Source organism: Mesorhizobium sp. M0029, assembly GCF_040323735.1.
In the GTDB taxonomy this organism is placed as follows: Bacteria; Pseudomonadota; Alphaproteobacteria; order Rhizobiales; family Rhizobiaceae; genus Mesorhizobium.
This window is the reverse complement of sequence record NZ_JAMYVF010000001.1, coordinates 307,743-329,890: the sequence shown is the minus strand read 5'-3', so window position 1 is coordinate 329,890 and position 22,148 is coordinate 307,743. Positions and strand designations below refer to the sequence as shown.

19 protein-coding genes and 1 pseudogene are annotated in these 22,148 nt (G+C 64.5%); 11 read left to right on the top strand and 9 right to left on the bottom strand.

What is annotated here, in order from left to right; all coding sequences use genetic code 11:
• Nucleotides 1-79 precede the first annotated feature (79 nt).
• The 4 genes from NKJ76_RS01560 to NKJ76_RS01545 all read left to right on the top strand — a co-directional run bounded on the left by NKJ76_RS01560 (nucleotide 80) and on the right by NKJ76_RS01545 (nucleotide 7,109).
• Nucleotides 80-1,084 carry an AAA family ATPase gene (locus NKJ76_RS01560; protein ID WP_352536623.1) on the top strand — a complete coding sequence of 335 codons (1,005 nt, stop codon included), beginning with the start codon at nucleotides 80-82 and terminating at the stop codon, nucleotides 1,082-1,084.
• Nucleotides 1,084-1,998 carry a DUF58 domain-containing protein gene (locus NKJ76_RS01555; protein WP_023701554.1) on the top strand — a complete coding sequence of 305 codons (915 nt, stop codon included), beginning with the start codon at nucleotides 1,084-1,086 and terminating at the stop codon, nucleotides 1,996-1,998. Before NKJ76_RS01560 ends, NKJ76_RS01555 begins: the two co-directional genes overlap by 1 nt.
• Nucleotides 1,995-4,820 (top strand): DUF4159 domain-containing protein, encoded by a 2,826-nt coding sequence (locus NKJ76_RS01550; RefSeq protein ID WP_352534315.1) that lies wholly within the window; start codon nucleotides 1,995-1,997, stop codon nucleotides 4,818-4,820. The genes NKJ76_RS01555 and NKJ76_RS01550 overlap by 4 nt, the downstream gene beginning before the upstream one ends.
• Nucleotides 4,821-5,027: 207 nt before the next feature.
• The gene (locus NKJ76_RS01545) at nucleotides 5,028-7,109 is read left to right on the top strand and encodes a hypothetical protein (protein ID WP_352536622.1); all 2,082 of its coding nucleotides are present in this window, start codon (nucleotides 5,028-5,030) and stop codon (nucleotides 7,107-7,109) included.
• A 44-nt stretch (nucleotides 7,110-7,153) separates the two neighbouring features.
• On the opposite strand, the gene clpS is transcribed toward NKJ76_RS01545, so the two are convergent.
• The 4 genes from clpS to NKJ76_RS01525 all read right to left on the bottom strand — a co-directional run bounded on the left by clpS (nucleotide 7,154) and on the right by NKJ76_RS01525 (nucleotide 8,668).
• A complete protein-coding gene (gene clpS, locus NKJ76_RS01540) occupies nucleotides 7,154-7,459 on the bottom strand; it encodes an ATP-dependent Clp protease adapter ClpS (protein ID WP_023728267.1) in 306 nt (101 codons plus the stop codon).
• Nucleotides 7,460-7,592: 133 nt separating this feature from the next.
• The gene (locus NKJ76_RS01535; RefSeq protein ID WP_023728268.1) at nucleotides 7,593-7,940 is read right to left on the bottom strand and encodes a hypothetical protein; all 348 of its coding nucleotides are present in this window, start codon (nucleotides 7,938-7,940) and stop codon (nucleotides 7,593-7,595) included.
• A gap of 155 nt (nucleotides 7,941-8,095) precedes the next feature.
• Nucleotides 8,096-8,326, bottom strand: a complete 231-nt coding sequence (locus tag NKJ76_RS01530; protein WP_023670004.1) for a hypothetical protein — start codon at nucleotides 8,324-8,326, stop codon at nucleotides 8,096-8,098.
• 39 nt (nucleotides 8,327-8,365) lie between these two features.
• Nucleotides 8,366-8,668, bottom strand: a complete 303-nt coding sequence (locus NKJ76_RS01525) for a hypothetical protein (RefSeq protein ID WP_023705925.1) — start codon at nucleotides 8,666-8,668, stop codon at nucleotides 8,366-8,368.
• A gap of 258 nt (nucleotides 8,669-8,926) precedes the next feature.
• Between NKJ76_RS01525 and NKJ76_RS01520 the strand changes: the two genes are divergently transcribed.
• The 3 genes from NKJ76_RS01520 (at nucleotide 8,927) to NKJ76_RS01510 (ending at nucleotide 11,547) form a co-directional block, all read left to right on the top strand.
• Nucleotides 8,927-9,643, top strand: a complete 717-nt coding sequence (locus tag NKJ76_RS01520; RefSeq protein WP_023670002.1) for a response regulator — start codon at nucleotides 8,927-8,929, stop codon at nucleotides 9,641-9,643.
• Nucleotides 9,640-11,049, top strand: a complete 1,410-nt coding sequence (locus NKJ76_RS01515) for an ATP-binding protein (protein WP_027049894.1) — start codon at nucleotides 9,640-9,642, stop codon at nucleotides 11,047-11,049. Before NKJ76_RS01520 ends, NKJ76_RS01515 begins: the two co-directional genes overlap by 4 nt.
• 93 nt (nucleotides 11,050-11,142) lie before the next feature.
• On the top strand, nucleotides 11,143-11,547 hold the full coding sequence (locus NKJ76_RS01510; protein ID WP_023711129.1) for a YciI family protein: 405 nt from the start codon (nucleotides 11,143-11,145) through the stop codon (nucleotides 11,545-11,547).
• An 18-nt stretch (nucleotides 11,548-11,565) separates the two neighbouring features.
• Here NKJ76_RS01510 and NKJ76_RS01505 read toward each other — a convergent pair whose 3' ends face one another.
• Together NKJ76_RS01505 and NKJ76_RS01500 are read right to left on the bottom strand one after the other, a co-directional pair.
• Nucleotides 11,566-13,041 (bottom strand): pyridoxal phosphate-dependent decarboxylase family protein, encoded by a 1,476-nt coding sequence (locus NKJ76_RS01505; protein WP_352536621.1) that lies wholly within the window; start codon nucleotides 13,039-13,041, stop codon nucleotides 11,566-11,568.
• Between the two features lie 19 nt (nucleotides 13,042-13,060).
• The gene (locus NKJ76_RS01500) at nucleotides 13,061-14,146 is read right to left on the bottom strand and encodes a PLP-dependent cysteine synthase family protein (protein WP_352536620.1); all 1,086 of its coding nucleotides are present in this window, start codon (nucleotides 14,144-14,146) and stop codon (nucleotides 13,061-13,063) included.
• 215 nt (nucleotides 14,147-14,361) lie between these two features.
• Here NKJ76_RS01500 and NKJ76_RS01495 point away from each other — a divergent pair.
• A pseudogene (locus NKJ76_RS01495) lies at nucleotides 14,362-16,380 on the top strand (transcriptional regulator).
• A gap of 97 nt (nucleotides 16,381-16,477) precedes the next feature.
• Here the strand turns inward: NKJ76_RS01495 and choV are convergent.
• The 3 genes from choV to NKJ76_RS01480 all read right to left on the bottom strand — a co-directional run bounded on the left by choV (nucleotide 16,478) and on the right by NKJ76_RS01480 (nucleotide 19,583).
• Complete coding sequence (gene choV / locus NKJ76_RS01490; RefSeq protein ID WP_023669996.1) at nucleotides 16,478-17,659, bottom strand: choline ABC transporter ATP-binding protein; 1,182 nt, start codon at nucleotides 17,657-17,659, stop codon at nucleotides 16,478-16,480.
• Nucleotides 17,656-18,510: a choline ABC transporter permease subunit gene (gene choW / locus NKJ76_RS01485; RefSeq protein WP_023669995.1), complete on the bottom strand. Its 855-nt coding sequence runs from the start codon at nucleotides 18,508-18,510 to the stop codon at nucleotides 17,656-17,658. The genes choV and choW overlap by 4 nt, the downstream gene beginning before the upstream one ends.
• Before the next feature lie 137 nt (nucleotides 18,511-18,647).
• Nucleotides 18,648-19,583, bottom strand: coding sequence for a choline ABC transporter substrate-binding protein (locus tag NKJ76_RS01480; RefSeq protein ID WP_023686157.1), 936 nt, complete (start codon nucleotides 19,581-19,583; stop codon nucleotides 18,648-18,650).
• Nucleotides 19,584-19,820: 237 nt separating this feature from the next.
• Here NKJ76_RS01480 and NKJ76_RS01475 point away from each other — a divergent pair, with 237 nt between their 5' ends.
• The 3 genes from NKJ76_RS01475 (at nucleotide 19,821) to NKJ76_RS01465 (ending at nucleotide 22,095) form a co-directional block, all read left to right on the top strand.
• On the top strand, nucleotides 19,821-20,432 hold the full coding sequence (locus NKJ76_RS01475) for a thymidine kinase (RefSeq protein ID WP_023683669.1): 612 nt from the start codon (nucleotides 19,821-19,823) through the stop codon (nucleotides 20,430-20,432).
• Between the two features lie 14 nt (nucleotides 20,433-20,446).
• Entirely contained in the window at nucleotides 20,447-21,625 is a 1,179-nt protein-coding gene (locus tag NKJ76_RS01470) for a glycosyltransferase (protein ID WP_023748146.1), read from the top strand.
• An 86-nt stretch (nucleotides 21,626-21,711) separates the two neighbouring features.
• A complete protein-coding gene (locus NKJ76_RS01465) occupies nucleotides 21,712-22,095 on the top strand; it encodes a c-type cytochrome (RefSeq protein WP_023748145.1) in 384 nt (127 codons plus the stop codon).
• Nucleotides 22,096-22,148: the final 53 nt, after the last annotated feature.

The window sequence follows — 22,148 nt, the reverse complement described above, 5'->3', positions numbered from 1 at the left end:
GCGCCAGGCGAAGCCGAATCGCGGCATTCTAAGGCACTACAGTGCAAGCCGGTACTTCCAGCACAAGGATCGATGCGGCATGAGCGTAATGGTCAAGGAAAGCCCAATCAGCGAAAAGGACATGATCGCCCAGGCCGAGACGGCGCTGGCCGATATTTCCAGGGTGCGCGACGGCGTCGGCCGTGTCATTTTCGGCCAAGAAGTGGTGGTCGAGCGCACGCTGGTGGCGCTGCTTGCCGGCGGCCATGCGCTGCTGGTCGGCGTGCCCGGCCTTGCCAAGACCAAGCTGGTCGAAACGCTCGGTGTCGTGCTCGGCCTCGATTCGCGCCGCATCCAGTTCACGCCCGACCTGATGCCGTCCGACATTCTCGGCTCCGAAGTGATGGAGCAGGACGAGGCGGGAAAGCGCTCCTTCCGCTTCATCTCCGGCCCGATCTTCGCGCAATTGCTGATGGCCGACGAGATCAACCGCGCCTCGCCGCGCACCCAGTCGGCGCTGCTGCAGGCAATGCAGGAATATCACGTCACCATCGCCGGCATTCGCCACGACCTGCCCGCACCCTTCCATGTACTGGCGACGCAAAACCCGCTGGAGCAGGAAGGCACCTATCCCCTGCCCGAAGCGCAGCTCGACCGCTTCCTGATGCAGGTCGACATCCTTTATCCCGAAATCGAGGCCGAGCGGCGCATTCTGCTGGAGACCACCGGCATCGAGGACGCCAAGGCGCAAAACGTGCTGCAGCCGGCGCGGCTGAGGGAAATCCAGACGCTGATCCGCCGTATGCCGGTGCCCGAAAGCGTCGTCGACGCCATCCTCAAACTGGTGCGTTCGGCGCGTCCCGGCCAGGACAATGCCGAGACCGACAAGCATGTCGCCTGGGGTCCCGGCCCGCGCGCCAGCCAGGCGCTGACGCTGTGCGCCCGTGCGCGCGCGCTTTATGACGGGCGGCTGGCGCCGTCGGTGGACGACATCCGCGCGCTGGCCGAACCGGTGCTGCAGCACCGCATGGCGCTGACCTTTGCCGCCCGCGCCGAGGGCACGACCGTGCGCGACGTGGTAGCGAAACTGGCCAAAGGAATCTGATGGCGCGTATCGGCGAAGTCCAGGCACCGGCAGCGACGCGCGACGCGCTCGCCAGGGGACGGTTGCGGGCTTCGCTGGTGCCGGACCTGCTGGTCGAGGCACGCCGTATCGTCAATACGGTAATTGCCGGCTGGCATGGCCGCCGCAAGCGCGGCATCGGCGAGAATTTCTGGCAGTTCCGCCCCTATGTCGAAGGCGATTCCTCGCGCATCGACTGGCGCCGTTCGGCCCGGGACGACCACACCTATGTGCGCGACCGCGAATGGGAAGCAGCCCACACGGTGTGGCTTTGGGCCGACCCATCGCCCTCCATGCTCTACAAATCGACTGGCGCCAGCGTTTCCAAGGAATCGCGCGCGCTGGTGCTGGCACTGGCCATGGCCGAATTGCTATCTCGCAGCGGCGAGCGCATCGCCTGGCCCGGCCTGACCGATCCGTTCACCGCCCGCAACGGCGCCGAGCGCATCGCGGCGCAATTGATGCACGCCGCCGACCCGCCGGCAAAGCCTGACCTGTCCGCCATCCGCCGCTTCTGCGACATCGTCGTCGTCAGCGATTTCCTCGACCCGGTCGAGGAGACCATGGAATGGCTCGATGTGCTGGCGCGGCATGGCGTGCGTGCGCATCTGATCGAGGTTGCCGATCCGGCGGAGGAGACCTTTCCCTATGCCGGCCGCACCGAATTCACCGATCCCGAGACCGGCGACAAGCTGACCGCCGGCCGCGCCGAAATGCTCGGCGACGAATATCGCCTGCTCTACACCGCCCGCCGCCAGGAGCTGGCCAGCTGGTGCAAGCGCCTCGGCTGGAGCTATACCGTCAATCACACCGACCGCCTCGCTTCCGAGGCGCTGGTGCGCATCCACATGGCGATGACCGCCGATGGCGCATTCGTGGGAAGGGCCGGCGCATGAGCTGGCTGCCGCTCTCCTTTGGCGCTCCCATGGTGTTGTGGGGCCTGCTGGCGCTGCCGGTGATCTGGTGGCTGCTCAGGCTCACACCGCCCAAGCCGCAGTCCGAAATGTTTCCGCCGCTGAAGATCCTCGCTCGCGTGCTGAAGCGCGAGGAAACGCCGCAGCAGAGCCCGTGGTGGCTGACGCTGCTGCGGCTGTTGATGGCAGCCCTTGTCGTCGCGGCATTAGCCGAACCCGTTTTCAATCCGCGCGAAAAATTGCCGGCCGAGGGCGCCGCCCTGGCGCTCGTCATCGACAATGACTGGGCGAGTGCCGCCGACTGGGGCAAGCGCGTCGCCACCGCCCAGCGGCTGATCGCCGATGCCGGTTCGAACGGCGTACCGGTCGTCATCGCCTTCACCGCCGAAAAGCCGAACGCCGAGATCGGCCCCTTCGATGCGGCGGCTGCTCTCGACCGGCTGCGCGCCGCCAAGCCGAGGCCGATCCCGACCGACCGACCCGCTGTCTATGCCCGCGTCGCCGGCGTGCTGGAAACCTTGCCCGGCGCCAGCGTTGCCGTTCTCGCCGACGGCCTTGCGGCAAAGGGCGACGAGGCCGCCTTCAACACACTGCTGTCGAAAAACGCCGCCCGTGTCGTCTGGGCCGATTCCGGCCGGCTGGCGCTGACTGGGCTCACTGGCGCCGAAAATCAGGTCGACGGCTTCGCCCTGACCGCCATCCGCGCGCCCGGCGATCCGGCCCCGGCACAAGTCACCGCCGGCGCCTTCGACGATAAGGGCCGCCGCATCGCCGACGCGACGCTGACCTTCGCGCCGGGTGAGACTACCGCCACCGGCACGATGGCGGTGCCGTTCGAACTGCGCAACGACTTCGCCTCGATCGCGCTCGACGGCGAACGCCAGGCAGGTGCGGTGCGCGTGCTCGACGAAAGCTCCAAGCGCCGCCGCGTCGGACTTTTATCGCAGGCCGAGGCCGACCAGGCGCAGCCGCTCCTGTCGCCGCTCTATTACATCAGGCGCGCGCTGCAGCCTTTCGCCGATCTGGTCGAACCGTCGAGCGTCGATCTCGCCGACGCCATCCCGCAGCTTCTCGACCAGAAGCCGGCGATGATCGTCATGGCCGATATCGGTACCATTCCCCCGCAGGTCCATCAGCGGCTGGTCGACTGGGTCGACAATGGCGGCACGCTGGTGCGCTTTGCCGGTTCGCGGCTGGCCGCCGCCGGCAATGACGATGATCTGTTGCCGGTCAGGCTGCGCACCGGCGAGCGCTCGCTTGGCGGCGCGCTGTCATGGACGACGCCGCAAGCGGTGACCGAATTCCCGAAGAACGGCCCGTTCGCCGACCTCGCACCGCCGGCCGAGGTCACGGTGAGCCGGCAGGTGTTGGCCGAACCGACGCCGGACATCGTCGAACGCACCTGGGCAACCCTTGCCGATGGCACCCCGCTGGTGACCGGGTTGAAGAAGGGCAAGGGCACGCTGGTTCTGTTCCACATCACCCCGGAAGCGACATGGTCGACGCTGCCGATCTCCGGCAGCTTCGTCGAGATGCTGCGGCGCATTGTGCAGCTGTCGCGCAACCAGGGTGCGGCGGTCGCCAACGCTGAAGCCGCTGCTACGTCGCTGGCGCCTTATCGCATGATAGCCGCCGACGGCACTTTGGTGCCGCCGACGCCGGACGCACGACCGCTGGTCCCCGGCGCCGGCTCGCTGCCGGTGACGTTCGAGAACCCGCCCGGCCTCTATGGCTCGGAAACCGGCGTTTTCGCCCACAATCTGCTCGACCCGGCCACCGCCTTCGCGCCGCTGGTGCGCCCGCAATTCACAGTGCCGGTGACCAATATCCAGTACGCTTTCGATGAATCGCGCGACCTCAAGGGATCGCTGGTCACAGCGGCACTTGTGCTTATGCTGCTCGACACGCTGGCGGTGTTCTGGATGGGCGGGCTGATCTCGCGCCGGCCGCGCCGCGCCCGCTCGGCTGCGGCAACGACGGCTGCGCTGCTGCTTGGCCTCGGCATGCTGTTTGGCCATGCCGACCTCGCCCGCGCCGACGATGCCAAGCCCGGCGATGCCGCGGCTATCGAGGATATTGCCAAGACCCGCATCGCCTATGTGCTGACCGGTGTGCCCGGTGACGATTCGATCAGCCGCGCCGGGCTCGAAGGCCTGACCCGCTTCCTGATCGAGAAGACCGCGCTCGAGCCGGGCGCGCCGGCGGGCGTCGATATCTCGAAGGACGAGCTTTCCTTCTATCCGCTGATCTACTGGCCGATCGCTCCTTCCGCGCCGATGCCGAGCCAAGCCGCGATCGCCCGCATCGACGCCTATATGCAGCAGGGCGGCACGGTGCTGTTCGACACGCGCGACCAGTTCGCCAACGGCATCGGTGCGGATTCGGCGAGCCCGGCGACGGAACGGTTGCGCGACATTCTCGGCAATCTCAACGTGCCGCCGCTGGAGCCGGTGCCCGCCGACCATGTGCTGACCAAATCCTTCTTCATCCTGCCCGAATTTCCCGGCCGTTTCTCCGGCAGCCCGCTCTGGGTGGAAGCCTCGCTCGAGGCCAGCAATGCCGAGAATCGGCCGGTGCGCGTCGGCGACGGCGTCTCGCCGATCCTGATCACCGCCAATGATTTTGCCGGCGCCTGGGCCGTCGACGAGAATGGTGACCCGCTTTTGCCGACCGTGCCGTCGGATCCGATGCAGCGCATCTATGCGCTGCGCGCCGGCGTCAACATCATGATGTACATGCTGACCGGCAACTACAAATCCGACCAGGTGCACGTGCCGATCCTGCTCGAACGGCTGGGGCAGTAGGATGGCGGTATTGGCTAATTTCGTCTCGATCCTGTCTGGCGCCGGCAGCGCAGCCTCACCCTCCCCCTTTTGGGGAGGGTCGGCTCGCTGCCGCAGCGAAGTGAAGACAGTGAGCCGGGGTGGGGGTGCAGCGCCAGCGCTCTGTCGCCTACCCCCACCCCGCTCCGCTACGCGGATCGACCCTCCCCACAAGGGGGAGGGTAAACGATGAACTGGTCGATTTCCTTCGAACCGCTGCTGTCCTGGCCCTTGCTGGCTTTGGTGCTCGCACCGCTGCTGGTGCTGGCGGCTGTCGGCTTGTGGTTTCGCCAGCGCGGCGCGATCTTCCGCTTCGCGGCGCTGATTGCGCTGGGCGCAGCACTCCTCAATCCGGTCTTCCTCGATGAGGAGCGCGAGGCGCTGAAGAGCGTCGTTGCCGTCATCGTCGACCGCAGCCAGAGCCAGGATATCGGCGACCGGACCAAACAGACCGACGAAGCGCTTGCCGGTTTGCAGCAGCGCCTTGGCCGCTTCAAGCAGTTCGACGTCCGCGTCGTCGAGGCCGGCAAGTCGGAAGCCGCCGACGAGCGCACCGATACCAAGCTTTTTGCAGCGCTTGAAGGCGGCTTCCGCGACGTGCCGCCCTCGCGCATCGGTGGCGCCATCATGATCACCGATGGCGAGGTGCATGACGCACCGGCCGCCCCCGACTTCAATGCGCCGCTGCACGCGCTGATCACCGGCAACGAGCACGAGAAGGACCGCCGCATCCGCTTCGAGAACGCGCCGCGCTTCGGCCTCGTCGGCAAGCCGCTCGACATGACCTACCGCGTCATCGCCACCGACGGCGAAACCGGCCCGGTCGATGTCCGCGTCTCGGTCAATGGCGAGCAGGTCGCGGTCGAAGAGGCGACCATCGGCCAGGCGATGCCGCTGCAGGTGACCATCCCCGGCGCCGGCCGCAACATCGTCGAACTCTCCATTGACCGCGAGCCGGGCGAACTGACCGACGCCAACAACCGCGCCATCGCGCTGATCGACGGCATCCGCGAGAACTTGCGCGTGCTTTTGGTTTCCGGCGAACCGCATGCCGGCGAGCGCACCTGGCGCAATCTGCTGAAATCCGACGCCTCGGTCGATCTCGTCCATTTCACCATTCTGCGGCCGCCGGAAAAGCAGGACGGCACGCCGATCAACGAACTGTCGCTGATCGCCTTCCCGACCCGCGAGTTGTTCGTCGAGAAGATCAAGGATTTCGATCTCATCATATTCGACCGCTACCAGCACCGCGACGTGCTGCCGATCCTCTATTACGACTACATCTCCGAATACGTCGAAAAGGGCGGCGCGCTGCTGATCGCCGCCGGGCCAGAATATGCCGGCGACGCCTCGATTGCCCGCACCCCGCTAATGTCGTCGCTGCCGGCAATGCCGACCGGCGAAGTCATCGACAAGGCCTTCTATCCGCGCCTCACCGATCTCGGCCAGCGCCATCCGGTGACGCGCGGCCTCGACGGCTCGGCGACCGAGCCGCCGCGCTGGAGCCGCTGGTTCCGCACCATCGGCGTGCAGAACCCCGAAGGCGAAGTAGTGATGAAGGGCGCCGACAACCGCCCGCTGCTTCTGCTCGACCATAAGGGCGAAGGCCGCGTCGGCATGCTTCTGTCCGATCAGGGCTGGCTATGGGCGCGCGGCTTCGAGGGTGGCGGGCCGCATGTCCAGCTTTACCGCCGCATCGCCCACTGGCTGATGAAGGAACCTGAACTCGAGGAAGAGCGGCTGACCGCCGACGGCCGCGGCATGATGCTGGAAATCCGCCGCCAGACGATGAGCGACGATCCCGGCCCGGCGCAGGTGATCACCCCTTCGGGCAAGGCGCTGATCGTCAAGCTGGAGAAGTCCGAACCCGGCGTTTTCCTGGGCAGCATCGAGACCAAGGAGATCGGCCTCTACCAGATCGGCAATGGTGACCTGACCGCACTCGCCCATGTCGGCCCGGTCAACGCGCCGGAATTCTCCGACGTCGTCTCTACCGAGGACCGCTTGAAGGCTCCGACTGAGGCCACCGGCGGCAGCGTGCGCCGGCTGGCGGCCTCCACCCTTGGCCAGCTCACCGGCAGCGTCGCCCTGCCCTCCATCGTCCCGGTCCGCGCCTCCGGTGCGGCCTCGGGCGCAGACTGGATCGGCCTGCGCAGCACCGACGACAGCGTGCTCAAAGCCGTCTCGCGCGTACCCCTGTTCGGCGGCTTCCTCGGCCTTTTCCTGCTGCTGCTGGCCATGGGCGCGATGTGGTACAGAGAGGGACGGTAAGGATCCCTTCTCCCCGTCACTATACGGGGAGAAAGACGCTCAACCTACTCCTCCGGCTCCGTCGTAAACAGCAGCGGGTACCCCTTGGCCTTGGCCGCGTCGATGGCCCGTGTCGCCTTGGTCTCGGCGACATCCCTGGTGAAGACGGCAACGACGCAAACGCCGAGCCGGTGCGCGGTGATCATCACCCGGTTAGCCTGGTCTTCGCTGAGCTTGAACTCGCCCTTCAGCACCGTCACCACGAATTCGCGCGGCGTAAAATCGTCATTGATGAGGATGACCTTGTAGAGCTTCGGCCGCTCGGTCCGCGGCTTGGTCTTGGTGCGGGGTTTGGAACTGATTTCAGGCATCGGGAACCGGTATCGCGCGAGGGGTCGCTCTCACTTTGTCATGGGGGAAAGCCGTCGTCCATTTTGATCGGCGCGCCAAACCGGCTTCCCGGAAGTGCTGCCGTTCACAAATTTAGGAAGTGTATGCTGCGGTTCAACGGCCCTGGCGATTGGCGACGCGACGAGCCTGGAATTGCCGTGCGCTGGATGCCGCATCCGGCCTTGATCCGGCCGCCTTGTATTCGACCCAGGCGACCGCGAGCCAGCCGAAGAAGCAGGCCAGCGCCGCGCCGGTGATCACGGTAAGCAGCAGGCTTTGCCATGGTGTGATGTATTGCCAGCTGCTGGAGATTGCCGGTGCAAACAGCGACGGCTCCGTGCGCCCGCTCACCGGATCGGGCACCGGGCTGGCGGTAAACTGGACCAGCACCCTGACCATTGCCGAGGCGACAAGGCCGCCGATGGCCATCGAGCGCAGAATGGATGAAAGCCGCTTCTTCATGAGGGCTATCCTACCGGACCGGCATTGCAAACGGGTTAAAGTCCTGGGTGGCCGGCACCCATCAACGGGTAATCATGCACTCACACGACAAGGCCGCTCCAGCCGGGGGGGTGCTGGAGCGGCCTTGTTACAGACAAGCCTGTTGGCTGTCTGGATCAGGCCTTCGGGGCGTCCGTCTTGACGACCTTCTTCGCCTTCTTGTGCTTCTTGACGGGCTTCTTGGCGACGACCTTCTTCACCGGGGGCTTGGCGGTCGTGGTCGCCGGAGCGGTGGTCGTGGAAGCAGCCGGAGCAGCGGTCGTGGTGGCAGCGGCATTGCCCAGAGCCGGCATTGCGAAAGCGAGAGCGACGGCGAGACCGGTGGCGGAGAGGATGGACTTTTTCATGGCTTCATTTCCTTCTTTGTGCGGGTCGAGTTTCGAGTGTCACTGAACCGGGTCGATCGGTGTCACTCCAAGCAGCTTCAAAGCGTTCGCGAGCATCCGGATACCCTGTGCCTGTTTCTTGTTGGCGCAGAACCGGTTTCCCTTTCTTTGCAGTGCTTTCGCCGCGGTGACCTGCGTTGCCGCGGCATGGGTTTCGAGGGCTTCGTCTACCTGGCGATTGAGATCGATGCAGCGCTCGCTCCTTGTGATCGGCGTCACCTTTGCGGTTGTGGCTCCGATCGCGGCTGTGACGAGCGGAATGCTGAGCAGCGCACCCATCAAGCTGATCGTGAACCTGTGCATCGGTAATGTCCGTTACTCCGGAGACTTCGCGTCGCAGCCGATGTCCTGACCGCCACGGCACCCTTTATGCCCTTGATTCTTTTCGGGAGTTTTTCCGGACTATAGAATTTTGTTTCTGGACTGTTTCTGGCAAATCGGCTTTGCGGGCGATCATCGCCGCTGGCCAACATGTGGCCAGAATTCTATCGTGTGGGTGACGCCACAGAAGCAGACTCAGAAGGCAGCCGCCGACCGGCCGCCAGCAATGACAGGATCGCCGTGAAATCCGATGCGCACATACTGATCGTCGACGACGACAAGGGCATTCGCGACCTGCTTCAGGAATTCTTCCAGAAGCGGGGCCTGCGCACCACGGTTGCCGCCGACGGCGTCGAGATGGAAGACATACTGCGCCGCACGCAGGTAGACCTGATCGTGCTTGATGTGATGCTGCCGGGAAAGAGCGGGCTGGAGCTCTGCCGCGACCTGCGCGCCAGCTACTCGACGCCGATCATCATGCTGACGGCGGTGACCGAGACCACCGACCGCGTCGTCGGCCTGGAAATGGGCGCCGACGATTATGTGCCCAAACCCTTCGATCCGCGCGAGCTGCTGGCCCGCATCCGCGCCGTTTTGAGGCGCAATGGTGCTGCTGAGCCGAAGCGCGCCACCACCAAGCAGATCTATCATTTCGCCGGCTGGACGATGGACTGCTCGCGCCGCCGGCTGATGGCGCCGGGCGACGTCAGGGTCGAGCTGACGATGGCGGAGTTCAACCTGTTGCAGACCTTCGTTAAAAGCGCGCAGCGAGTGCTCACCCGTGACCAGCTCATCGAGCTTTCCGGCGGCGATAGCGACTATTCCTTCGACCGCAGCATCGACATCCTGGTCAGCCGTCTCAGGCGCAAGATGGAAGACGACCCCAAGACGCCGAAACTGATCCTGACCGTGCGCAGCGGCGGCTACCAGTTCCTGCCCGAGACCACCTCCGAATGAGACGGTTCCTGCCGCAAACCCTGCCGGTCTGGGTTTTGCTCATCGTCATTGCCGGCCTGCTGATCAGCCAGGTCGCTACGCTCTATATCGTCTCGCGCGATCGCGCCGTCGCCAATGACGAGGTCGATCTCTACCGGCTTAACGACCGCGCCTATTCGCTGGTGCAGCTGATGCATGACGACACGCCGGAGCAGCGCAAGCTAACGGCCTCCGGTCTGTTCAACGCCACCTATGCGCTCACCGTTTCGGACACGCCCGCGGTCACCTCGTCGATCGCCGGCGACGACGAACTGGCCGAGCTCGAGGACATTCTGGTCGGGCGGCTGTCGAAATTCGGCATCACCGACGCCCGCGTCCGGCGCGATCCGGCAACCGAGGCAGCCAACGCGCCTGGCGGTGTGGCCGTGACCAAGGATGTCGGCGCGGTGGAGCGTGACCTGTTATCGCTGGCGGCCAGCTTCGCCCAGAGCGACAAGCTGACGGCCTCTGTCCGCTTCGCCGACGGCCAATGGCTGAATTTCACCGAGCCCAACACGCCGGTCGGACCGATATTGAGCTTCGACAGCCTGCCGCTCTATTCGCTGATCGCGGCCTTGGTGGTGATCATGTCGATCTGGTCGCTGCGCCGGCTGACGGCGCCCTACCGGATGATGGAAACGGCGGTCAACCGGATCGGCACGGACCTGAAGAGCCCCCCGATCGCCGAGACCGGCAGCCGCGAAATCCGCGCCGCTGCCAAGGCCGTCAACGCCATGCAGGTCCGGCTGCGCGACTATGTCGAGGATCGCGAACATTTGGCCGCCGCCCTCGCCCACGATCTGCGCACGCCGCTGACCCGCATGCGGCTGCGCCTCGAACTGCTGCGCAGATCGACGGCGCGCGAGGCGCTGGCCCACGACCTCGCCGACATCGAGAGCATCGCCAGCTCCGTCATCGACTTCGCCACCTTCGAAGTCACCGAGGAGAAGAGCGAGCGGATCGATTTCTGGTCGCTGGTTGAATCGATCGCGGACAGTTTCGAGGACGTCTCGTTCGACCATGACGGTGCAAGGCCCCGCGGCATGATCTGCATGGCGCGGCCGGTGGCGCTCAAGCGCTGCGTCAACAATCTGGTCCAGAATGCCGTGACCTACGGCAAGAAAGCCCATGTCAGCCTGCGGCAGTCGGACGGCACGGTCACACTGGTTATCCGCGACGAGGGGCCGGGCATACCGCAGGCGCAGCTCGATCAGGTGTTCGGTTCCTTCGTGCGGCTGGAGCAATCGCGCAACCGCCAGACCGGCGGCCTCGGCCTCGGCCTGACCATTGCCCGCAACATTGCGCGTGCCGCCGGCGGCGATGTCAACCTGTCCAACCATCCCCGCGGCGGCCTACTGACGGAGCTCAGCCTGCCGCTGGCGGCATAAGGCAGCAGACTAGCGTCTCGATGGGCTTCCGGGCTGGATCAGCCAACCCAACCTTGCAATAGTGCGGCCGCTCGAACAGGAGGAGATCGCCGCATGTTTTACGCCATCCTGGCCTATCACGTCGAACAGACCATCCAGTCCCTGACGCCGCAGCAGGATGCGGCGCTGATGCACGACCTGCTCGAGGTCAATGCCAGGCTGACCCGCGAAGGCAAGCTTGGGCCGGCGGCAAGACTGGCCGCCACCGCCGAGGCCGTGACGCTGCGTGGTCCGGGCGACGGCATCGTCATCGACGGGCCGTTTGCCGAGACCAAGGAACAATTGCTGGGTCTTTATGTCCTCGACTGCGCCACGCAGGAGGCGGCGATTGCGGCTGCGCGCGACTTGCGCCGCGTGAATCCCTCGGCAGTCTACGAAATCCGGCCGATCACATTTTACCTTCCCGGCGTGACGTTTCCCGCTACGGAGGGCGATTTAAAGGAGGCCGCCAGCGGCTGAGAACTACCCCATGGCCGGTCAGGCAGAAGCGATCTCGTTACCCAGGCGAACCGTTTCGGCGACGAGAAGGTCGAGATCCTCGCGCCGGGTCCGGTGGTTGTTGATCGCCACCCTGAGGCAATGCCGGCCTTGCACCGTGGTATCGGAAATGGCGGCGGTTCCGTCTTCCTGCAGCCTCAGCATGATCTCGGTGTTGAGCGCTTTCGCGCGCTCGCCATCGAGACCATCCGCGCGATAGCGGAAGCAGACGATGTTGATGCTGGTCGGCGCCGTCAGTTCGAGCGCTGGTTCGGCCGCGATCAGCCCTGAGAGATACTGCCCCTGCGCAATGTTCTGGTCGATCAGGCGGCCGAATTTTTCGACGCCGTGTTCTCGCAACGCCATCCACACTTTGAGTGCCTTGAAGCCGCGTGACGTCTGCAGGCCGTAATCGTGCAGCCATTGGCCGGAGGCGAGGCCGCGCGGTGTCGATTCCAGATATTCCGGCATCACCGCGAAGGTCTTGCGATGCGCCGAGGCATCCCTGACCAGCGCGCAGCCTGCCTCGAACGGAGCATGCAGCCATTTGTGCGGATCGAGCGCGATGGAATCGGCCCATTCGATGCCGGCGACGCGATGTGCATTCTCAGGCGCGATCGCGATCAGCGCGCCGATGCAGCCGTCGACATGGAACCAGAGATCCTCCTCATGCGCCAGCTTGGCCAGCGCCTGCAGATCGTCGATGGCGCCGGTGTTGACAGTGCCGGCATTGCCGATGATGCAGGCCGGCTTGAACCCGGCCGCGCGATCTTCCGATATCGCCGCCCGCAAAGCTTCGATGTCGATGCGAAGTCCGGCGTCGCTGGCAATGCGCCGCAGCGCCTTGTTGCCGAGGCCGAGCGCTTCCATCCCCTTGCGGTGACAGGAATGGACCTGGTCCGAGCCATAGAAACGCAACGGCTTTTCGATGGCGGCAACGCCGTGCTCGCGCACGTCGATGCCGGCCTTGGTGTTGCGCGCCACGGTCAGCCCGATGATGTTGGCCATCGAACCGCCGCTGACCAGCGTGCCGCTGGCCGAAGCCGGCATGCCGGTCATCTGCTTGCACCAGTCGACCACCTGGCCGTCCATCAGGGCGGCGGCATGATTGCCGCCGCCGAGATTGGAGCCCTGGATTGCCGCCAGGAAATCGCCGATCGCGCCGGTAAAATTGCTCGACCCCATATACCAGGACCAGAAGCGCGGATGGATGTTGCCCATCGGATAGGGCATCACCTTGTCCACGACATCGCCATAGATGTCGGCAAGCGGGGTCGGCGATCGCGGCAGCGAGGCGGTGAAGAAATGCCTCACATCTCCAGGCATCTCCTGCCACACCGGCCGTTGCCTGACATCGCGCAGGTAAGCGACGGCATCGTCAACGATCCGATGCGACAGGCTTTGCACATCGGCCCAGTCCGAGGGGTCAAGCGTTTCCTCGGTACTGGTAGCCGAGTGTCCAGGCATCGCGTCCATGCAATTTGCTCCCGCGTCATCATGCCGGGAACTGGCAACCGGGCGTCGAGCGCGAGAGAGCAAGCTCTTCCGCATTCATCTCGGCCTCGATGCCGTCGAACAAAGGCGTGGTCATGTAGCGTTCACCGGTATCGGGAAGCATGCACAGGATCACCGATCCGGCCGGCGCTGTGCCGGCGATCTGGCGCGCCACGGCAAAAGCCGAACCGCCGGAGATGCCGGTGAAGATGCCTTCCTGCTGCGCCAGCGCCTTGGCCCATTTCATGCCCTCCGGCCCGGCGATCGGCATCACCTCGTCATACAAGTTGCCATCGATGGCCTCCTGCAGGACGCTGGGAATGAAATCCGGCGTCCAACCCTGGATCGGGTGCGGTTCGAAAGCCGGATGGCTGGCGGCCGGCGCTCCGCCGGCGCCACGCATCTGCGGCTTGCCGCTGCCGACAAGCTGCGCATTAACCGGTTCGGTGAGCACGATCCGAGTCTCAGGCCGCTCGCGGCGCAGCACCCGCGCCACGCCGGCGACGGTGCCGCCGGTGCCGTAGCCGGTGACGAAATAGTCGAGCCGCGAGCCGGCGAAATCGTTGGCGATCTCGCGTCCCGTGGTTGCTTCATGGATGTCGGCGTTGGCCTTGGTCTCGAACTGGCGGGCCAGGAACCAGCCATTGGCTTCGGCCAGTTCCACCGCCTTCTTGTACATGCCGAAGCCTTTCTCGGCGCGTGGCGTCAGCACCACCTTGGCGCCCAGCATCCGCATCAGCTTGCGGCGCTCGACCGAGAAACTGTCGGCCATCGTCACCACCAGCTTGTAGCCCTTCTGCGCACAGACCATGGCAAGACCGATGCCCGTGTTGCCGCTGGTCGCCTCGACGATGGTCTGTCCCGGCTTGAGCGCGCCGGTGCGTTCACCTTCCTCGATGATGTTGAGCGCCAGCCGGTCCTTCACCGACGCAGCCGGATTGAAGAACTCGGCCTTGACGTAGATGGTCGCATGCGCCGGGCCGAGATTATTGACGCGGATGACCGGCGTGTCGCCGACCGTATCGAGAATGCTGTCGAACAGGCGGCCGCGGCCTGCCGTGGTTCTGATTTTCTGCTGATGCAACATGGGTAAACTCCTGGTTCTTGCTCACGGGCCGGTTACACACCGGCGGTTTGGGCGACGAGGTTTCGACACCTTGCCGCACTACAGGTCTTTGAAGTGCCACAATGTGGAAAGCACCACATTAGGCACACAATCTGCGAGCCGGGTGTGCACTTTGTCGCGTTCGGTGATAAAATAAGGTCCGGTGGGCAAGCGTGGGAAAAGGCGTGGAAACAGGCATGGAATCGAGCCAGGCAAGCACCCGGAAAGGCCTGTCTCTGCGGCTTTTCGGCCCGCTGGCGATTGTGCGCGACGCCGCTCCGGTGCCCTTGCCGGCATCGCGCAAGCTGCGCGCGCTGCTGGCCTATCTGGCGCTGGCGCCCCATCCGGTCGGACGTGGCAAGCTCTGCGAGTTGCTGTGGGACGTTCCAAATGACCCCAGGGGTGAGCTTCGCTGGTGCCTGAGCAAGCTGCGGGCCGCGCTCGACGAACCGGGCCGCGGCCGGATCGTAACCGTGGATGATACGATCGCGCTTGATCTCGACGGTATCTCGGTCGACGTGCTGGATGTTGGCGCGGCAACTGCCGCAGGCATCGAAACGCTCGAGCCGACGCGACTGCAGTTGCTCTCCGGCCTGTTCGTCGGCGACTTCCTCGAAGGGCTGGAGATCGACCGCTGCCCTCTCTTCAACAGCTGGCTGACCGCGTAGCGCCGCCGTTTCGGTTCCTGCCACGCGGCTATACTGGAATGTCTGGTCAAGACGCTCCCGGCCGATTCCGAAGACGTCTCCGCTCATCTCGAAAAATGGCTGGAATTGACCCCGTTCGACAGCAGCGCCCATGTCGCACTCCTGGTGAGGCTGGCGCGGCGCGGCCAGTTCGGCGCCTGCGAAGATCATCTTGCCGCTGCGGCGGAGTTGTTCCAGTCGGAAGAACTGGATTTCGGCCCGGTGCGCAATGCGTGGCTGTCCATCCGCAGCGAACGGCCCTGCGCGATTTTGCCGGCACAACCGGCAGCTCCGCCCGGGCCGAACCAGGCGTCAATCATGCTTGCCGGTTCAGAAGCCGCGACGCCGCACAAGGCTTCGCTGGCCGTGATGCCATTTGCCGAAGACGCCGCTAGCGGCGTTCGTGGCGGGCTGGCCGATGGCTTGACCCACGACATCATCACCCGCCTCGCCAAGCTCAGGGACTTCTTTGTCATCGCCCGGGGCTCGGTCTTTGCGCTGGCGGAAAAGAACATCGCGCCGGAAGATGCCGGCCGAAGGCTGAATGTCGACTATGTCGCCACCGGCAAGGTGCGCAGCTTGACCGGCCGCCTGATCGTCACCGTCGAGCTCGTCGAGGTCCGCACAGCCAGGATCGTCTGGGCCGAGACCTTCGAGCGCAAGCCCGACGATCTTTTCGCCGTGCTTGACGATATCGGCAACAGCATCGTGGCCTCGGTCTCATCCGAGATCGAGACCGTCGAGCGCAACCGCGCCATGCTGAAAGCGCCCAATTCACTTAACGCCTGGGAGGCCTACCATCGCGGCCTCTGGCACATGTATCGCTTCACCCGCAGCGAGAACGACCTCGCACGGCATTTCTTCGACATTGCTGTCAGGCAGGATCCGACCTTCACCCGCGCCTATGCCGGCCTCTCCTTCACCCACTGGCAGAGCGCCTTCCAGCGCTGGGGCGACCGCGACCAGGACAGCGTGCTTGCCTTTGAGGCGGCCGGCCAGAGCCTTTTGGTCGACGATCATAATCCCGCCGCGCACTGGGCGATGGGCCGGGCGCTGTGGCTGCGCGCCGAGGGTGACGCGTCCGTGCTCGAACTGCAAAGAGCCGTCGACCTCAGCCCGAACTTCGCGCTTGGCCACTATGCGCTGTCCTTCGTGCATTCTCAGTCGGGCGACCCGCACGCGGCGATCGGATCGTCGGATCATTCGCGCCATCTGTCGCCGTTCGACCCGATGCTGTTCGGCATGCTGGGCGCACGCGCCATGGCGCATGTCCGCCTCGGCCAGTTCGACGAGGCAGCCGAATGGGCGCTGAAAGCGGCTGCCCGCCCCAACGCCCATGTCATCATCCTGTCGATCGCCGCTCACTGCCTGGCGTTGGCTGGGCGGCTGGACGAGGCGAAAAACTTCGCCGCCGCCATCCGCAAGACGCTTCCGGACTACCGTGCGGACGACTTCATCCACACCTTCCGCTTCGACCGGGATGCCACAGCCCTGTTCAAGCTCGGCGCCACGCGCATCGGGCTGGCTTAGAGCATGATCCCAAAAAGTGGGTACCGGTTTTTGGAAAAGATCATGCTCCAACAAAGGGTTAGATCATGATGAGATTTCAACCAAATCTCATCATGATCTAGCGCCGCAACACCGCGCTCAGCACGTCGCGTATGCCGATCGCCCCGACAAAGCGCGACTGGTCGTCGAACAGCGCCACGGGTGCCGTCTGCGAGCGGTGCATGGCCAGCATCACCGTCTTCAGCGAGGTCCCGGGATTGGCCCAGAACACTTGCGCCGTCTCCTCCGGCTGCGCCTCGACATCGGCGCATGAAACCCATACCGCCGGTTTGCCGTCGCGTTCCGCCGCCGCCACCAGCCCGTGCTCGTCGATCTTGAAGCGCGTCGTCTTGCGCCGGTCGAGCCACACCCAGCCATTATCGCCGTGCTCGAGGTCGCGGCTGTCGCGCATGACGTTCCAGGCGGTCAGCACCGACAACGGATTCACATTGGCGATGAAGTCGCGGACATAGTCATTGGCGGGCTTGAGCACGATGTCTTCCGGCGCCCCGGTCTGCACGATGCGACCGCCCTCCATGATGGTGATGTGGGTGCCGATCTTCAGCGCCTCTTCCAGATCATGGCTGACGAAGATGATGGTCTTCTTCAGCTCCGCCTGCAGCTGCAGCAATTCGTCCTGCAGCTTGGTGCGGATCAGCGGATCGAGCGCCGAGAACGGCTCGTCCATCAGCAGGATCGGCGCCTCGGTGGCGAAGGCACGGGCCAGGCCGACGCGCTGCTGCATGCCGCCGGACAGCTCATGCGCGTATTTCTTCGACCACTGGTCGAGATTGACCAGTTTCAGCTGGCGTTGCACGCGCTCCTTGCGCTCTTGCTCCGGCACGCCGGCGAGTTCGAGGCCGAGGCCGACATTCTCCTCCACCGTACGCCAAGGCAGCAGGCCGAACTGCTGGAACACCATCGCCACCTGCTTCTGCCGCAGCCGCCGCAGCGTCGCCTGATCGCAGGTCACGACATCGACGATATTGTCGCCGTCCTTGACCAGCACCTGGCCGCGCGACACCACGTTGAGCCGGTTGACTGCCCGCAACAGCGTCGACTTGCCCGAGCCGGACAGGCCCATCAGCACCGAGATTTCGCCCTCATGGACGGTCAGGCTGGCGCCGGCGCAACCCAGCACATTGCCGGTCTTTTCGAGGATTTCGGCGCGCGTGGCGCCGCCGTCGATCAGAGCCAGCGAACCCGCCTGGTCGGAGCCGAAGACGATATCGACATTTTTGAAATCGACAGCGACGGTCATTTCTTGCCTCCAACGCCGATACGCGTCATCCGGTCGAGCACGATGGCGAGTACGACAATCGCCAGACCCGCCTCGAGCCCGAGATCGATGCGGCGCGAGCCGAGCGCGCGGTTGATTTCAGTGCCGAGGCCGCCCGCGCCGATCAGTGCTGCAAACACCACCATCGACAGCGACAGCATGATCGATTGCGTCAGCCCGGCCATGATGGTCGGCAAGGCCGAGGGCAGCTCGACCTTCCACAGCAGCTGCTGCTTGGTCGCGCCGAACGCCTCGCCGGCCTCGATGATCGACTTCGGCACCGAGACGACGCCGAGATGGGTGAGCCGCACCGCAGTCGGGATGACGAAGATGATGGTGACGATGAGGCCGGGCGCGTTGCCGAGACCGAACAGGGTCAGGACCGGGATCAGGTAGACGAAGGTCGGCAGCGTCTGCATCAAGTCGAGCACCGGCAGCATGATGCGGTAGACCTTCGGCTTGTGCGCGGCCCAGATGCCGAGCGGCACGCCGATGGCCATCGCCATGGCGGCGGCCGCCACGACCAGCACCAGCGTCTGCACCGTCTGCTTCCAGAGGTTCTGGTTGATGATGAAGATCAGGCCGAGAAAGACGCCTATGGCCAGCGGGCGCGAGCGCTGCAGCAGCCAGGCGATGATGGCGATGATCAGCGCCAGCAGCACCGGCGGCACCATCAAAAGGATGCCAACCAGCCCGTCGAGCAGGAAATTGAGGCCATTCGAGAAGGCTCTGAACACGGTGTCGAAATTGTCGGTGAGGAAACCGAAGAACGCCTTTCCCCAGGCGCCGATCGGTATCTTGTGATCAACCATGAATTTCGAAATCGGATCCATATCGCCCCTCTCATGCGAGAGACCGCCTGCTTCCGGCCTCCGCTGTCGTTAGGTCATCTTCTCACAGGATATGAAAAAGGGCAGCCTTTTCTAGATTGGCTGCCCTTCCTGGTTCGGCTTTGCCGAATTCAGTCGGCTCAGCTTCCGAGCGCGGTCTTGACCGCCGCTGCCGCATCACCGCCATCGAAGGTCGTGACGCCGGCAATCCACGGCGCAACCGCGTCAGGGTGCTTCTTCAGCCAGTCGGCTGCGACCGTGTTGGCGTCGCCGCCCTTCAGGATCGCGTCCATCATCTCGCCTTCCATGTCCAGGTTGAACTTCAGGTTGGCGATGAACTTGCCGGCATTCGGGCATTCGGTGGTGTAGCCCTTGCGCACATTGGTGTAGACGGTGGCGGCGCCGAAGCCGCTGTCGCCCATGCCGTCGAGATAGGTGAGCTTCATGGCGCCCATCACCGGATGCGGCGTCCAGCCGAGGAACGCGATCCACTCATTGTTCTTGATCGACTGCTCGGCCTGCGTCAGCATGCCGGCTTCCGAGGACTCGACCAGCTCGAAGCCTTCGAGATTGTCCTTCGGGTTCTTGATCATGTCGAGGATGATGCGGTTGCCGTCATTGCCCGCCTCGATGCCGTAAATCTTGCCGTTGAACTTGTCCTTGAACTTGCCGATGTCGGTCAGCGACTTGACGCCGGCCTCCGCGACATAGGTCGGTACGACGATGCCGTAGCCGGCGCCGGTCAGGTTGGTGCCGATCGTCTCGACCGAACCATCGGCGGTGTAGTCCTTGATGTCGTTGGTCATCGACGGCATCCAGTTGCCGAGGAAGACGTCGAGATCCTTGTTTTTCAGCGACGCCATGGTCACCGGTACCGATAGCTGGATCGTCTGCGGCTCGTAGCCGAGCGCGGTGAGCAGCACCGAAGCGACGCCGGTGGTTGCCTGGATGTCGGTCCAGCCGACATCGGAAAGGCGCACCGCCTTGCAGCTCTCCGGATCGCCGGCAAGTGCAGCGCTCGTGGACAGAAAAGTCGCCAGGCCGAGGCCGGCGACGAAGGTGTTCATACGCGACATTGGCAGTCTCCCATTGTGATTCTTTGGCGAAGCGTAGTTACGGTTTCTCTGCCCGCCTTGTTTCGTCAGCCAAACACCATTCTGGTGTGGTTTCAAGCGCTAAGACAATCACGATCAACGGCGCGGACTGGCCAAACAGCGACACGCCCGCCGCTTTTTCGATTGCAGAGGGCTTTTCCCATTAAATGCAGCGGTGCCCTCTCCCCGCGCCGCGCCAACTCGGCTTAAAAGGACGGCATGGCCAAGCTCTACTTCCACTATGCGACGATGAATGCCGGCAAAACGACAATGCTGCTGCAGGCGTCCTACAATTATCGCGAACGCGGTATGACGACGATGCTGTTCGTCGCCGGCCACTACAGAAAGGGCGACACCGGGCTGATCTCGTCGCGCATCGGCCTGGAGACCGAGGCCGAGATGTTCCGCGACGGCGACGATCTCTACGCTCGCGTCGCCGAGCATCACGAACATACGACGGTGCATTGCATCTTTGTCGACGAGGCGCAATTTCTCGAGGAAGAGCAGGTCTGGCAGCTCGCCCGTATCGCCGACCGGCTGAACATCCCGGTGATGTGCTACGGCCTGCGCACCGATTTCCAGGGCAATCTGTTTTCCGGTTCGCGAGCGCTTCTGGCCATCGCAGACGATCTGCGCGAAGTGCGCACCATCTGCCGCTGCGGCCGCAAGGCGACGATGGTCGTGCGTCTCGGCGCTGACGGCAAGGTGGCCAGACAAGGCGAACAGGTGGCGATCGGCAAGGACGTCTATATCTCGCTCTGCCGCCGCCACTGGGAAGAGGAAATGGGCCGCGCCGCGCCCGACGATTTCATTGGCTTCACCAGAGGCTGAACGGCCGGGATAACATGAAAATTCTGCAGTTCACAGTTGATTGCCCGTTCCCCCCGGTCTCCGGCGGAGAGATCCGGAACGCCGCCAATGCACGCGCCCTGGCATCGATGGGCGAGGTCCTGACGGTAAGCCTGACTGGCGCCCCGGCACCCTCCACACCGCCGAACATCCGTCACCGGATCATCGAGGCAGCGCGCGGCAGGGCGCCTTGGGGCAGGCGCAGCCCGCACCCGACCGTGCATATGATGCCGGACGACGAGCTGGCCGAAGCCGACGCCATCTGGAGGGAATTCGCGCCCGATCTCGTGGTGATCGAGGAGATCGTGCTTTCGCAGCTGCTGACGCTGGCGCCGAAGCATCGCGCGCGCACCGTCCTTGACCAGCACAACATCGATTCCCGGACGGTGTCCGACCGGATCGCCGGCCTGACGCTGTGGCAGCAAATTCGAGACTGGCGCCAAAACAGGCGAAGGAAGGCAGAGGCACGCGAAGCCGACAGGTGTGCGGCTGCCCTGGCCGACCAGGTCTGGGTTTGTTCGCGGGCCGACGAAGCGCTTCTGTCCGCTCTCGGCCCCGTCAACGACGTCAGGTTCGTCGCCAACCCCATTCCAGACGAGAGCGTGCTTTCCCTGCCAATTGCTGCCGAGCGCTTCAGTGAGCTCAGCCTGTGCTTCATCGGGCATCTCGGCTATTTCCCCAACATCGACGCCGTCAAGCAGATCGGCCGCGCGATGACGCCGCGCCTCGCCGCTTCCGGCCGGCCCTGGTCGATCACCGTCGCCGGCAGAAACCCGCGCGATGTCGTGCGCGGTCTATGCACCAGGCATGGTCTGCGGTTGATCGAGAACCCGCCGCATCTGCCGGAATTGCTTGGCCGCGCCGGCTATGCGCCGATCCCGCTGCACTTCGGCGGCGGAACCCGCATCAAGGTGCTGGAGGCGATGGCGGCGGGCTTGGTCGTCGCCGCCACCGAAAAGGCCGTCGAAGGTCTTGGGCTGCAGGCGGGCAGGCATTTCCTGTCCAGCGACGATGCCGGCAAGTTGGCATCGAAAATCATCGATCTCGCGACACGCCCGCAAGCGGCCGCCGAGATGGCGGAGATCGGCCGCGCTTTCGTGCGCGATAACCATTCGTCGGCGGCGATTGAAAAGCAAGTCAAGCAGGCGGTTGCGGCGATCCCGCGCACGGATTGAGCCCGGTCCGCTATCCAGCCGCCATACTGCGTTTGTTAAGGCCTGCTGCCTATTTTGCCCTCAACAAGAGCCAGCCGGGACCCGCCATGCTTCGAGCCATTTCATCAGCCCTTGTCATTTACTTGGCCGGTATCCTCGCCGCGCAGGCCGACGGCGATGCAGCACTTGGCAAGAAAGTATTCTACCGCTGCATGGCCTGTCACGAGGCGGCAAGCGACCGCGACAAGGTCGGCCCGCATCTCCTCGGTATCGTCGGCCGCACCGCCGGCACCGCCCAGAATTTCAACTATTCGCAGGCCATGAAGGACGCCGGCGCGGCCGGCCTGGTCTGGGACGAAGCCAACCTCAAAGCCTATCTTGGCGCTCCCAAGCTGAAAGTACCCGGCAACAGGATGGGCTTCTCCGGCCTGAGCAACGACGAGGACATCGCCAACGTCATCGCCTATCTGAAGGCCGATCCGAAGCCTTAAACGTCGCGATGGGTAGCGTGATGGCGACGGCTTCCGCCAGCTGTCTCGCGCTT

What these genes read in the sequence shown, in the direction of transcription:
- NKJ76_RS01475 (WP_023683669.1), top strand. Translation starts at nt 19,821, where the DNA reads ATGGCCAAGCTCTACTTCCACTATGCGACGATGAATGCCGGCAAAACG.
- choW (WP_023669995.1), bottom strand. Translation starts at nt 18,510, where the DNA reads ATGGATCCGATTTCGAAATTCATGGTTGATCACAAGATACCGATCGGC.
- NKJ76_RS01560 (WP_352536623.1), top strand. Translation starts at nt 80, where the DNA reads ATGAGCGTAATGGTCAAGGAAAGCCCAATCAGCGAAAAGGACATGATC.
- NKJ76_RS01480 (WP_023686157.1), bottom strand. Translation starts at nt 19,583, where the DNA reads ATGTCGCGTATGAACACCTTCGTCGCCGGCCTCGGCCTGGCGACTTTT.
- NKJ76_RS01550 (WP_352534315.1), top strand. Translation starts at nt 1,995, where the DNA reads ATGAGCTGGCTGCCGCTCTCCTTTGGCGCTCCCATGGTGTTGTGGGGC.
- NKJ76_RS01525 (WP_023705925.1), bottom strand. Translation starts at nt 8,668, where the DNA reads ATGCACAGGTTCACGATCAGCTTGATGGGTGCGCTGCTCAGCATTCCG.
- NKJ76_RS01530 (WP_023670004.1), bottom strand. Translation starts at nt 8,326, where the DNA reads ATGAAAAAGTCCATCCTCTCCGCCACCGGTCTCGCCGTCGCTCTCGCT.
- NKJ76_RS01510 (WP_023711129.1), top strand. Translation starts at nt 11,143, where the DNA reads ATGTTTTACGCCATCCTGGCCTATCACGTCGAACAGACCATCCAGTCC.
- NKJ76_RS01535 (WP_023728268.1), bottom strand. Translation starts at nt 7,940, where the DNA reads ATGAAGAAGCGGCTTTCATCCATTCTGCGCTCGATGGCCATCGGCGGC.
- clpS (WP_023728267.1), bottom strand. Translation starts at nt 7,459, where the DNA reads ATGCCTGAAATCAGTTCCAAACCCCGCACCAAGACCAAGCCGCGGACC.
- NKJ76_RS01505 (WP_352536621.1), bottom strand. Translation starts at nt 13,041, where the DNA reads ATGGACGCGATGCCTGGACACTCGGCTACCAGTACCGAGGAAACGCTT.
- NKJ76_RS01555 (WP_023701554.1), top strand. Translation starts at nt 1,084, where the DNA reads ATGGCGCGTATCGGCGAAGTCCAGGCACCGGCAGCGACGCGCGACGCG.
- NKJ76_RS01470 (WP_023748146.1), top strand. Translation starts at nt 20,447, where the DNA reads ATGAAAATTCTGCAGTTCACAGTTGATTGCCCGTTCCCCCCGGTCTCC.
- NKJ76_RS01465 (WP_023748145.1), top strand. Translation starts at nt 21,712, where the DNA reads ATGCTTCGAGCCATTTCATCAGCCCTTGTCATTTACTTGGCCGGTATC.
- NKJ76_RS01515 (WP_027049894.1), top strand. Translation starts at nt 9,640, where the DNA reads ATGAGACGGTTCCTGCCGCAAACCCTGCCGGTCTGGGTTTTGCTCATC.
- NKJ76_RS01500 (WP_352536620.1), bottom strand. Translation starts at nt 14,146, where the DNA reads ATGTTGCATCAGCAGAAAATCAGAACCACGGCAGGCCGCGGCCGCCTG.
- NKJ76_RS01545 (WP_352536622.1), top strand. Translation starts at nt 5,028, where the DNA reads ATGAACTGGTCGATTTCCTTCGAACCGCTGCTGTCCTGGCCCTTGCTG.
- choV (WP_023669996.1), bottom strand. Translation starts at nt 17,659, where the DNA reads ATGACCGTCGCTGTCGATTTCAAAAATGTCGATATCGTCTTCGGCTCC.